This is a genomic window from Prochlorococcus marinus str. MIT 9107, from assembly GCF_000759855.1.
In the GTDB taxonomy this organism is placed as follows: domain Bacteria; phylum Cyanobacteriota; class Cyanobacteriia; order PCC-6307; family Cyanobiaceae; genus Prochlorococcus_A; species Prochlorococcus_A marinus_N.
In genome coordinates, this window is sequence record NZ_JNAI01000010.1 from 253,624 (window position 1) to 266,797 (window position 13,174).

9 protein-coding genes are annotated in these 13,174 nt (G+C 30.7%); 4 read left to right on the plus strand and 5 right to left on the minus strand.

Annotated features, from left to right (window positions below):
* The first annotated feature begins 52 nt into the window (after positions 1 to 52).
* Positions 53 to 1,999 carry a biosynthetic arginine decarboxylase gene (gene speA / locus EU92_RS00340; protein ID WP_032514111.1) on the plus strand — a complete coding sequence of 649 codons (1,947 nt, stop codon included), beginning with the start codon at positions 53 to 55 and terminating at the stop codon, positions 1,997 to 1,999.
* Here the strand turns inward: speA and alaS are convergent.
* Entirely contained in the window at positions 1,984 to 4,650 is a 2,667-nt protein-coding gene (gene alaS / locus EU92_RS00335; protein ID WP_032514110.1) for an alanine--tRNA ligase, read from the minus strand. The two genes, speA and alaS, sit on opposite strands and share 16 nt — an antisense overlap.
* A 118-nt stretch (positions 4,651 to 4,768) precedes the next feature.
* On the opposite strand from alaS, the gene EU92_RS00330 reads away from it, so the two are divergent.
* The 3 genes from EU92_RS00330 (at position 4,769) to EU92_RS00320 (ending at position 9,565) form a co-directional block, all read left to right on the plus strand.
* Positions 4,769 to 6,544, plus strand: a complete 1,776-nt coding sequence (locus EU92_RS00330) for a diflavin flavoprotein (RefSeq protein ID WP_032514109.1) — start codon at positions 4,769 to 4,771, stop codon at positions 6,542 to 6,544.
* 676 nt (positions 6,545 to 7,220) lie between these two features.
* Entirely contained in the window at positions 7,221 to 9,023 is a 1,803-nt protein-coding gene (locus EU92_RS00325; RefSeq protein WP_032514108.1) for a diflavin flavoprotein, read from the plus strand.
* A gap of 17 nt (positions 9,024 to 9,040) precedes the next feature.
* Positions 9,041 to 9,565 carry an NAD(P)H-dependent oxidoreductase gene (locus EU92_RS00320; RefSeq protein WP_032514107.1) on the plus strand — a complete coding sequence of 175 codons (525 nt, stop codon included), beginning with the start codon at positions 9,041 to 9,043 and terminating at the stop codon, positions 9,563 to 9,565.
* 24 nt (positions 9,566 to 9,589) lie between these two features.
* On the opposite strand, the gene mrdA is transcribed toward EU92_RS00320, so the two are convergent.
* From mrdA to EU92_RS00305, 4 genes are all read right to left on the minus strand, one after another.
* On the minus strand, positions 9,590 to 11,380 hold the full coding sequence (gene mrdA, locus EU92_RS00315) for a penicillin-binding protein 2 (RefSeq protein WP_072013185.1): 1,791 nt from the start codon (positions 11,378 to 11,380) through the stop codon (positions 9,590 to 9,592).
* A gap of 10 nt (positions 11,381 to 11,390) precedes the next feature.
* On the minus strand, positions 11,391 to 11,534 hold the full coding sequence (locus EU92_RS10075; protein WP_193741758.1) for a hypothetical protein: 144 nt from the start codon (positions 11,532 to 11,534) through the stop codon (positions 11,391 to 11,393).
* Positions 11,535 to 11,639: 105 nt separating this feature from the next.
* Complete coding sequence (locus tag EU92_RS00310) at positions 11,640 to 12,248, minus strand: hypothetical protein (RefSeq protein WP_032514106.1); 609 nt, start codon at positions 12,246 to 12,248, stop codon at positions 11,640 to 11,642.
* A 79-nt stretch (positions 12,249 to 12,327) separates the two neighbouring features.
* Positions 12,328 to 13,041, minus strand: a complete 714-nt coding sequence (locus EU92_RS00305) for a PD-(D/E)XK nuclease family protein (RefSeq protein ID WP_032514105.1) — start codon at positions 13,039 to 13,041, stop codon at positions 12,328 to 12,330.
* Positions 13,042 to 13,174: the final 133 nt, after the last annotated feature.

Consider the following 13,174-nt stretch of genomic DNA (forward strand, 5'->3'; position numbering starts at 1 on the left):
AAAATATCGTTTTTAGTTATTTTCAAAACATTTTTAATTTCTGATAAATAAATTGACCAATTTTGAGCCAAAAAAATTAAATAAAGATTGGACTATTGAAGATAGTATTTCGACTTACAACATCGATAAGTGGGGTGATAAATATTTTTCTATTAATTCCAAAGGCAATATCTCAGTAACCAAAGATAAAAAATCAGCAGAAAAGATTGATCTTTTTCAGCTTGTCAAAGAACTTAAAAGTAGAGAAATAAATACCCCATTAATTATAAGATTTAACGATATATTGAGAGATCGAATAAATGAATTAAATGACGCTTTTTTAAAAGCAATAAAAACTTATAAATATAAGAATATTTATCAAGGCGTTTTTCCTGTAAAATGCAATCAACAGAAGAATGTACTGAAAAAAATAATAGAGTTTGGAAGCCCATGGAATTTTGGTTTAGAAGTAGGAAGTAAATCAGAATTATTAATTGGCCTTGCACTACTTGAAAACCAAAATTCATTGTTAATATGCAACGGATATAAAGATAAAAATTATATTGAGATTGCTACATTAGCCAGAAAACTCAAAAAAAATCCAATAATAGTTATTGAACAACGTGATGAGGTTAAAAGAATTATTCAAGCAGTTCAGGATCTTAACTCGACCCCTTTGCTAGGAATTAGAGCAAAGTTATCAAGTAAAAGCAGTGGGAGGTGGAGCAAATCTGTTGGAGATAATTCCAAATTTGGGTTATCAATCCCCGAAATCATGTCAACAATAAAAGAACTTAAAGAGGCAAATTTGATAAAAGAAATGAAATTGCTTCATTTTCATGTAGGAAGTCAAATAAGTGACATTGCTGTAATAAAAGATACATTACAAGAGGCTAGTCAGATATATGTTCAACTGTGCAAACTAGGAGCCCCAATGAAATATATCGACGTTGGTGGAGGATTAGGTATAGATTTCGATGGAACTAAAACTTCCTCCAACACTTCTACAAATTATTCTCTTCAAAATTATGCTAACGATGTAATCGCAACAATAAAAGATTCATGTCAATTAAATAAAATTGAACATCCAATTATAATCTCAGAAAGCGGAAGAGCAATAATTAGTCATTGTTCAGTTTTAATTTTTAATGTATTAGGCACAAGCAATGTAAATTCCAAACTAGAATTTTTTGATGGGAAAAATCAATCCTTAATAATTTCAAATCTACTTGAAACTTTCTATGAACTAAAAAAACTCAATAATAAAAAGATAAATTTATCTGAAATAATTGAACTATGGAACGATGCAAAAAAGTTTAAGGAAGATTGCTTAGTGGCGTTTAGATTAGGATTCTTAAGTTTAGAAGAAAGAGCTTATGCCGAAGAACTGACTTGGGCTTGCGCAAAAGAAATTGCTAACAACTTGAGTAATGATGAAATCAATCATCCTAATTTATCTGAAATCACAGAGACACTTGCATCAACTTATTATGCAAATTTATCTATCTTTAAATCTATTCCAGATAGCTGGGCAATTAATCAAATTTTTCCAATAGTACCAATACATAGGCACTTAGAAGAGCCATTCTGCTTAGGCAACTTTGCCGATTTAACTTGTGATTCAGATGGAAAACTAAATAGTTTTATCGATAATGGCAAAATTAAATCATTGCTAAATTTACATAAACTAGAGCAAGATAAAGATTATTTAATTGGAATTTTCATGACTGGAGCCTATCAAGAAGCACTAGGAAACTTTCACAATTTATTCGGCAATACAAACGTTGTTCATATTGATATCAATCATGAAAATACGTACAAGATTAAAAATATTATTAAAGAAGATAGTAAATCTGAAATTTTGCAATTATTGGATTACCATTCAGCTTCTTTGGTTGAAGCTATAAGAATTAATACTGAATCAGCGATTGACCAAAAAAATTTAACTATTGAAGAGGCAAGAAAATTAATTGATCAAATCGAGATAAGTCTAAGAAAAAGTAGTTATTTGTCAGAATAATTTTCTAAAAAATTGTGCAAATGATTTTTTGCATAATTTAAAGCATCATTTAACTTATCAATATCTTTTGCGCCTGCTTGAGCAAAATTAGGCTTCCCTCCGCCTCCTCCCGAACAAATCCTTGCAATTTTATTAATTAATTTCCCTGCATGAAATCCTATTTTTACTGCATCATCTCCAAAAGAAACTACAAATAACAACTTTCTGTTTTCTGAATTTGGTATACCCCCAAGAATAACTAATGATTTATTACCTAATTGAGAAGTTAAATTTAACGCTGCAGATTGCAAAGAATTGCCATCTAAGCCATCAATTTGATTTACTAATATTGAGAAAGAATTCACTATTTCTGCGGATGATTGAAGAGAGGAGTATTTAAAAAACGCAATTTGATCTTTCATTTTTTTAATCTCTTTATTCTTTCTTATGAGTTCTAATTGAAGATTATTAACCCTATCAAAAAGTTGAATAGGATTTGCTTTTAACAAATCACTTAGTTGATTTACTAAAGAATTTCTTTCACTGAAATAGTCGAAAGCTGATTGGCCTGATAATGCTTCGATTCTTCGCACGCCAGCTGAGATGCCTTCTTCACTAATAATTTTGAAACAACCTAATTCGGATGTAGTTTTGACGTGAGTTCCACCGCATAGTTCCATCGACACACCAGGTACATCTACAACTCTTACCTCATCACCATATTTCTCTCCAAACATTGCCAATGCACCCTTCTCAAGAGCTTCACTTTTAGGCATAGTTTGGATAACAAGTGAATGATTTTGAATAATCCAAGAATTAACAAGAGACTCAACTTTCCTAATCTGATCTTCTGATACTGGTTTAGAGGCGTTAAAATCAAATCTTAATTTATTAAATGCGACCAATGAACCTTTTTGACTAACACTTTTATTAACGACTTCCTTGAGAGCAGATTGCAATAAATGTGTGGCCGTATGATTTGCAGAAGCCCTAGCTCTTTTTGCGGGGTTAACAATAGTTTTAATTATTTGCCCAACAGTCAATAATCCTTTTTTAACTATTCCGTAGTGCAAGAATACATTTTTTTTACGAACAACTTTATCCACGAATACCTCTAGTTCTGAATCTATGGAACAAATGATTCCGTTGTCTCCAACTTGGCCGCCAGATTCTCCATAAAAGGAAGTTTGATCAAGAACAATTTGAACTCTTTGCCCTTCAGATGCATCCTTGACTAATTTTGAGTCAAGAAATATACCTTGTATTTTTGCTTCTGAATTCAAACAATCTTCACCATTAAAAATAGTTTTATTAAATGAATCTATTTCTCGTTCTAATGAACCCTCAAGAGTTAAATCGATATTACTTGAAGCAGCTTTAGCTCTCTCTTTTTGTGCATCCATTGCTCTATTAAAACCCTCTATATCAACGCTAATATGATTTTCTTCAGCAATTTCTTCTGTAAGTTCTAATGGAAAACCATAGGTATCATAAAGTTCAAAAGCTTTAAAACCATTAATTAATTTCTGCCCTGAAGAAATTATCTCATCTAGCAATTTCTCTCCCCTATCAAGAGTTTCTCTAAATCTTACTTCCTCAATTTTTATCTCGCTCAAAATTAAGTCTTTATTATTTTTTAAATCTGGATAATTATTTTCCATTAATTTAATCCCTACATTTGCGATATCTGACAGAAACTCTTTTTTTATTCCTAATAATCTCCCATGCCTAACCATTCTTCTAAGAAGCCTTCTTAATATATATCCCCTTCCAAGATTGCTTGCTAAAACTCCGTCAGAAATTAAATGTATAACGGCTCTTGTATGATCACCAAGAATTTTGAAAGAGACTTTAGTTCTCTCATCAGAAGAAAAATAATCGATGCTTGAAATCTCTGAAGCCTTCTTAATGATCGGAAATATCAAATCGGTTTCATAGTTATTACTTTTCCTTTGGAGAATTTGTGCCACTCTCTCAAGACCCATTCCGGTATCAATATTTTTAAATTTTAAATCTGTTAATTTTCCTTTAGAATCACGATTATATTGCATAAATACAAGATTATAAAATTCAATAAAACGATCTCCATCTTCTAAGTCAATATTTTTCAAGCCTTTATCAGGATTAAAATCATAATAAAGTTCAGAACAAGGACCACATGGACCAGTTTTACCTGAGGACCAAAAATTATCCTTCTCACCAAGTTTTACTATTCTATCTGGGTGAATACCAATTTCTTCTCTCCAAATTTTTGCCGAATCCTCGTCTTCTTTAAAGACGCTTACAATAATATTTTGAGGAGAAAGTTGATAAATGTTAGTAACTAATTCCCAAGCCCATTGAATTGCCTCTCTCTTAAAATAATCTCCAAAAGAGAAATTCCCAAGCATTTCAAAAAAAGTATGGTGTCTAGCTGTAACTCCAACATTTTCTATATCGTTTGTTCTTATGCACTTTTGAATAGAAGTGGCCCTTTTTGATGGTCTTTCTTTTAAACCTAAAAAAACTGGTTTAAAAGGCAGCATTCCAGCTATTGTGAGCATAACCGTAGGATCATCTGGAATTAAAGATGCGCTTGGAATGATTTTATGTAATTTGTCACTATAAAAATTTAAAAAAGCATTTCTTATCTCATCTCCAGTAATTATTTTTTTAACTAGTTGAGATGTCATTTATACAAAAAAAAGAACAAAAAATTAATATAAAGCGTAATTGCGGTTATTTCGCAAAAATAATCACGCAGATTTATATTCTATATAACTAAAGTTAATTTATAAAGATAATTATCCTATGATAACCTCTGCCCAGACGAGTAATCCTAAATTGGCAAAAGTAAATAACAAGTTGACAGTACAATCCCAAAACTTTGCCGAGGATTCTTGTGCCATAAGATCTTTAGATTGGGATCGTAGTAGATTTGATATTGAATTTGGATTAAGGAATGGTACTACTTATAATAGCTTTATTATTAAAGGAGAAAAGCTTGCAGTTATTGATACTAGTCATACAAAGTTTGAAAAATTATGGTTCCAAGAATTATTAAAGGAGGTAAACCCACAAGAAATTGATTATCTCATCACAAGCCATACAGAACCTGATCATTCTGGCCTAATTGGCAATCTCTTAGAACTAAATCAAAATATAATACTAGTAGGTTCAAAATTAGCGCTTAAATTTATTGAAGACCAAATACATATACCCTTTAAACGTCTAGAAGTTAAAAGTGGGGAGTTTTTAAATCTAGGAACTAATCATAATAGTGGTTTAGAACATAATATTGAATTTATAAGCGCACCAAATTTGCATTGGCCAGATACAATTTTTTCATATGACCACAGTACTCATGTTCTATATACATGCGATGCATTTGGATTACATTATTGTTCTGATGAATTTTTTGACACTGATCAAAAAGAAATATATGACGATTTCCGTTTTTATTATGATTGCTTAATGGGCCCTAATGCGAGAAGCGTTCTACAAGCAATTAAAAGAATAGATAAATTACCTAAATTAAAGACAATAGCCGTTGGTCACGGACCATTGCTTCATAATCAGGTCAATTTTTGGAAAGGAAAGTATCAAGAATGGAGTAGTAATAAAAGTAAAGGGAATGAATTTGTATCAGTATGCTATATAAGCGACTATGGATATTGTGATCGACTAAGCCAAGCTATATCTCACGGAATAAGCAAAGCAAATGCTCAAGTCCAATTAATTGATTTAAGATCTTCTGATCCTCAAGAATTAACAGGTTTAATTTCTGAATCAAAAGCAGTAGTTATTCCTACATGGCCAGTTGATTCAGATAATGAATTAAAAGAATCTCTTGGAACTTTGTTTGCTGCATTAAAACCCAAACAAATTACGGCTGTTTATGATGCATTCGGAGGAAATGATGAGCCAATAGATTCCTTAGCAAACAAATTAAGAGAACTTGGACAGAAAGAAGCTTTTTCTCCTTTGAGAGTGAAAAATATTCCAGATCCCATTGTTTATCAACAATTCGAAGAAGCTGGAACCGACTTAGGTCAATTGATCAACAAAAAGAAAAATATTGCCTCAATGAAGAGACTGGATTCAAATTTAGATAAAGCTTTAGGTAGATTAAGTGGAGGATTGTATGTAGTTACAGCTAGCCAAGGAGAAGCTTCAACATTTAGGCAAAGTGCAATGGTCGCAAGTTGGGTTAGTCAGGCGAGTTTTTCCCCACCAGGTATTACAGTCGCTGTAGCAAAAGATAGAGCTATTGAATCATATATGCAAGTCGGGAAGGGTTTTGTTGTAAATATCTTGCGGGAAGACAACTATCAAACAATGTTCAGACATTTTTTAAAAAGATTTGCCCCTGGAGCTGATAGATTTGCTGATGTAGATGTAATTAGTAACCTTGCAAAAGGAGGACCAGTGCTTTCAGATTCTCTGGCTTTTTTAGATTGTAAAGTAAGCTCCAGATTAGAGACCCCAGATCATTGGATAATTTACGGAATTGTTGAGAATGGAAATGTCTCTGATTTATCATGTAAAACAGCAGTTCATCACAGAAAAGTTGCCAATCACTACTGACCAAACATTACACCTAGAGTTTTGAAAGAATTTTTTATTTATATACTTTCCAAACTAATTTCACTTTCATTAGTAAATATATTAACTTTGAAAATATTTCGTAAAGATGAGTAAGTCTTTAATGTGACTTCAGCATTGCATTTATCTTTAAAACTCATTGAATATCCTTCATAAAAATCTCTATTCATTATGTCGATATTGTGATTATCAAAAATTAATTCAACTAACTTTAAATAATTATCTGAATACTTTTCTCTGATGGTTGGAGTCGCTTTTGCTGATAGAAAAAAGAAATAAAAAAAATGAATAAAACCCTCACTTGCAACATTGTAAATACTGAGAAATAATTATTAAATATAATATTTTTTAAATAATACCTTCTTTTTAACGGTTCTATTCTTGAATTTCTCCATTGTTTAATTTCTCTTCAAACAAATAACTTTTAAAAAGTAAATAACCAAACAGAATAAATCAAAAAAGACAAAAGTTCTTAGTTTGTTCTTGTAAGAGAAATATGTCCATAAACTTTGATTTGTAGGTATAATCAACAGATAATATAGTAGTTTCAAAAGAATAAAATGTTTTGGTCGATAGGTGAAAATCCTTTGAAAATCGATAATCCATCCCTACAGGAGTAACAAGTCGCTTACTACTATTAGATAATCAATTTTTAAAGATGTCAGAAATTAATACAAAAATAAGCTCAGAAAATCAAAACTTCTCAAAATTTGCTATTACCGAAAATTTTACTTGTATTCGATTTCTAGATCAAAATAAAGAAAGATTTGAACTTGAGTTTAATCTTGAAAAAGGGACCTCTTTTAATACTTTTTTAATTAAAAGTAATGGGGAACTTTTTATTATTCATCCACCTGAAAAACAATACTTAAATTCATTTAATAAGGTAATATACAACTTCTTTGATCAATTTCATTTAGATAAAATTAATATCATTACTGGTCATATCAATCCCCAAATGATAGAAACCATAAAAAATATTAGTACTCAATTTAAAAACATTGTTATTACTTGCTCTAATCCTGGTTTTAAACTTATTAGCGAACTTTGGAATCAAAGAAATCCTAACTTAGAAAACTTTGTTGAAATTCAATTACCCAAAATAAACATAATAAAAAAAGAACTTAATTTAGAATTAGATAATCTATTACTAGATTTAATTCCTATTCCAACAGCACGTTGGCCTGGAGGATTAATAATTTATGAACGAAACCAAGAAATTCTTATAAGTGAAAAAATTTTCTCTGCACACATTGCATCTGAATATTGGTCTGAGACAAATAGAATTAGCACAGAAGTTGATAGAAAACACTTTTACGATTGCCTTATGGCACCAATGTCTAATCAAGTGATATCAATAACTGAAAAGATTGCAGAGTATGACATAAAAACTATTGCGCCATTACACGGTCCAGCTATCGAATATAGCTTAAAAAGCTTTTTAAATGACTACATCAGATGGGGTGAGAATCTCTCCAAAAATAATCCTAAAATTGCTTTAATTTATGCAAGTGCATATGGAAATACAGCATCGATAGGTGATGCATTGGCTAAAGGTATAAATAGAACTTCAGTGGAAGTTGAAAGTATTAATTGTGAATTTATATCTAATGATGTACTTATAAAATCCATCCAAAATGCTGATGGATATTTAATCGGATCTCCCACACTGGGCGGTCACGCCCCAACTCCTATAGTAAGTGCACTAGGAACATTATTATCAGAAGGCAATAGAGATAAACCAGTTGGAATTTTTGGTAGTTTTGGTTGGAGCGGCGAGGCAATCGATTTACTTGAATCAAAATTGAAAGACGGTGGCTTTAAGTTCAGTTTTGACCCCATCAGAATTAAATTCAGTCCAAATAAACCCAAGATTAAAGAGCTAGAAGAAATAGGAACTCACTTTGGGAGAAAGATTATAAAAGAAGCAAAGAGAAACTCTAGAAAATCAGATACGGGAATGATTACAAGTAAAACAGATCCAAAGTTACAAGCTCTTGGAAGAGTTATTGGTTCACTTTGTGTTCTAACTGCCTCTAAAGGAAAAGATGAGAATAATATCAAAGGTGCCATGCTTGCGTCTTGGGTTAGTCAAGCAAGTTTTTCTCCACCGGGATTAAGTATTGCAGTAGCAAAAGATAGATCTGTAGAATCTCTTCTTCAAATTGGAGATGCATTCGCATTAAATATTCTAAGTGAAAAAGATTTTAAAGAACCTTTGAAAAGATTCACAAAACCCTTTGCACCAGGAGAAGACAGATTTGAAGGATTAAATATTGAATTAACTCCCAATGAACAGATAATTATTCCGGAGTCTTTGGCATGGTTAGATGCTTCTGTAAAAGAGAGAATGGAATGTGGAGATCATTGGGTAATATATGCTGAGGTACTACACGGTAATATACTAAAATCCGATAGTTTAACCGCAGTTCATCATCGCAAAACTGGGGCGAACTATTAAATTTATTTATCTCATTTATGACTGAATCAAAAGATCTAATAATCATTTCGGCCAGTTGTGGAAAAAACTTAGAACTTTCTGAAAAGTTCCTTGAAAAAAGTATTGAACTTAAAATAAGTTCCGAGATATTAGACCTTACTACACTGGATATTCCATTATTTAATCCACGAATTCACACTAAAGACAATATTCCAGTTGAAATAGTTTCTATTAAAAAGAAGCTTTTCAAAACTGAGAAGTGGGTAATTTGTGCTCCTGAATACAATGGATCCATACCTCCAATACTCTCTAATTTCATAGCATGGCTCTCTATTTCTGGAGATGACTTTAGAAATTTATTTAATGGGCAACCAATTGCAATTGCAACTTTTTCTGGTGGCATAGGATTAGAACTTCTTACGTCTTTACGTATTCAATTAGTCCATTTAGGAAGCCAAGTATTAGGGAGACAACTTTTATCTTCATATAGTAAACCAATAGATACCAAAACTATTGAAGATATTCTACAAAGACTTTTGCAAATGAAAAAATTAAAAACATAAACTTTTAAAAACAAAGAATTAATATCATTTCATTTCATTCCAAACTTTTAAAATTTCTCTAGCCATAGGCAGTGCATGAACAGACCCCCCCCCAGGAGTATTTTGTGCAAAAGCAACTATTACCAACTCACTCTTTTCAGAAGGAGTATAGCAAACGAACCAAGCGTGATCTGAACCTCCTTCACCATCTTCAGCGGTTCCGGTTTTGCCTGAAACTGGAGGTAAATTTGATACTCCGTAATTAATTGATACACCTGTGCCAGATTCAACTACTTTCCTAAGACCGCTTTTTATCAACTGAATATTTCCTTTGTCAATGTCAATTTTAATGCGTCTTTTCTCTGTAAGATATTCTCCGTCTTTTTTAGCTAAATGGGGAGTAACTAGATAACCTCCATTTGCAATCGCGGCATATGCTCTAGCTATTTGAATAGGAGTAACTTGAACAACAAATTGTCCAATAGACATACTTGCAATATCTTCTGGAACCCAAGGAGTTCTCCCTGGTTCTCCCCATCCCCGACCTTTCTTCGCCCATTCACTATTAGCTACTAATCCTATATTTTCTTGTTCAGAAATTTCAATTCCAGATAAAGAATTAAAACCAAGCTTTTTGGATACCTCATGAATTTGATCAACCCCTACACCATATCCGACTTGATAAAAAAATGTATTACTTGAAACTCTCAAAGCATCTTCGTAACCTATTACACCAAATCCTAAATCATTATGTTCTCTAAAACATTGCCCCCCATAAGTGATACATGGTTTCGTATCTAGCAAAGTATCACTAGGAAATTTACCACTTTCTAAGCCAGCTAAAGCTGTTACAATTTTCCAAACACTTCCTGGATCATAAGCATTTAATGCTCTATTAAAAAGAGGTTTTTCAGAAGAATTAAAGAGCTTATTATATTCTTTTTCAGGCTTAAAATCCTTTGAAAAAAAATTCAAATCAAATGTAGGTTTACTTGCCATTGCTCTTATTGCACCATCTCTTGGATCCATAACTATAATCGCTCCAGCTTTTTTATCTTTAAGTACTTCCTCAGCAACTAATTGCAAATTCATGTCAATTGTCAATTCAATATGATTACCTTGTTTGGGAGGTTTTATACCCAACGATTTTTGAAATTTTCCTAAAGAATTTACTTCAATCATCTCTCCACCCCATTCACCTCTTATAAAGTCTTCATAAGCATATTCAATTCCAGTTCTCCCTATTAAGTCATTTAATTTATAACCTTTTTTAAATAAAAATTTATATTCTGAATCAGTGATTGGTTGCGTATAACCTATCACATGAGCAGCAACGGATTTATAAGGATAATTTCTAATTAATTTCGTAGCTATTTGAAAACTAAATAAATTATCTTCATTTTCCTTAAATTTAATTAATTGATCCACATTTAAATCATCAATAATAGTTACTGAAAATTGCTGATTTTTTAACCCATCTAAGTATTTTTTTTGAACTAAATTACTATCAATATTTAATAAATCAGAAATAATTAATTTATGTTTTTCCCAATTGCTTTCGTTGACAGATTGAGGCTTTATAATTAAAGAATATCGAACTCTACTATCTGCCAGAATATAGCCATTTTTATCAATTATTCTTCCGCGAATTGGTTGAGAAGCAATAAGTCTAATGCGGTTTTCATCAGACATTTTCTTGAAGGATTCATAATTTAATAATTGTAAAAAAATTAATCTTAATAAAATCAATAAAAAAGAAACAGAAGAAAAGATAAGCAAGACTAAAGGTTGTCTCTTTAATAAAATTCGATCTTTATTAGAATTACTTTTAATCAAAATTTAATTTTTATCTGAATATTGTTTTTTCTACTAAAGCTATTGTTTCGCTTATCTCTTTAAGTCTATTAATTAAATTTTTATATTCACTTTCTTCAGTATTAAAATTAAACTCATCATTTTCAATATTATTTGGATTTAACTTTTCAATCATTTAACTTGTACTTTTTAATTCATTGTTATATATACATTATTAAATAAAAAATTTATTTTTTCAAAATAATATTAAGTTCGATAATGAATGAATAAAATAAAAAAATTAATTTAACTGATCTAAATTTTGTTCAAAGTAAGGATTACAACTATTTTTAGAAATTCCTAAAGACCAACCAATAAATGATGCAATAAAAATAGTGACGATTAATGGCAAAATAGCTTGTTTAGTATTTTCAAGACTCAACCATTCTCGCCAGCTATTAATAAACCTTTCTCTTCGAAATTTTCTTTTTTCATTTTCTAGTAATCTTGCTTTTTTAGCAAATGATTTTGTAACCCACTTTTCAAAAGGAATTTTTTTTATGATGGCCATTTTTCTCTCAATTTCTAATAATTGCCCTGAACTTAGATAAGGGTGAAATGTACTAATCAATTCAAGAGTTTTTAAAAACATCTCAATAGTCGCATCTTTTATACGCTTTTGCTCATGACTCAGATCAGCCCACTCAATTTCCGGATAAAAACGATTCCTATTAGGTTCAATTTGATTCTCGGACATTTGACCAGGTTCTCGAAGCCATCTATTGGTATTTTCGTCAAACCTCCGCCAATACAAAAAAGGATTAATAAAAATTTTTTTACCAGATACTTTTACTACATCTTGTTGAAGATGATGAGTTATCTTTCTTTCAGAGTTTTTCGATTTTATCAAAAGTCAAAATTTATAATCTAATTAAAGATTATCTTTAATTCACTATTTTTCCAGAAATATAAAAAATTTTATATGAGTTTTAAGTTATTGATAACTGCCAACGCTTTTTTAAATAATTGCAGTATTCGCAATTTAAGGAAGGTTTAGGGAAAATATCCGAACGCAATAAATTGACTGTATCAATTATCTTATTTTCTACCCATGATGTAGAACAATCTAATTTAATTAGATGTACATCGAAATTTAGTTGATTATTAAATGCCTCTTCATTTTTCTTTCCATTAAAATATAAAAGATAGGCTTCTTTAGAAACTTGAAAACCATTTTTTTTAAATAGCCACTGATACATCTCTAATTGTCTCTTATAAGCTTTTGCATATTCGTATTTATTAAAAGTCTCAGACCAGTCAAAATTATTTCTTGATGTTGCTTTTACATCAATAATGATGAGATCCCCATTTTTTTTCTGCCAAATATCATCCACAGCCCCACCAAAATCATAATTATGTTCACTTGACTGGTATCTTATCCCTTGAAAATTACTTCTCCAACGTTCTAGATCTGTATGTTTAAAGGGAACAGCATCAATACCATATTCAATAAATAAAGGATGTGGCTGCTGAATTCTTCTATAGTGATCAAATTCATTTTTACATAAATTATCTACAGCTATATTTAAAGTAAATGGTAATGATGGTGGTTTGATTTTATATTTTTTATCAAGTACACAACATCTTGGACAACTAATATATTTCTCAACAGTAGATCGGCTTAATTTAATAATTGCACTCATTACTTTTTAAATCTCATTTTAAAAAAAACTTCACATAAATTAAAAACATTAAATTTTTTAAGTTATTCGATGACTTCATCCCACGCAATAATAACTTGAATAGAAAGAAAAAAATCTCAGTGATATCAAATGA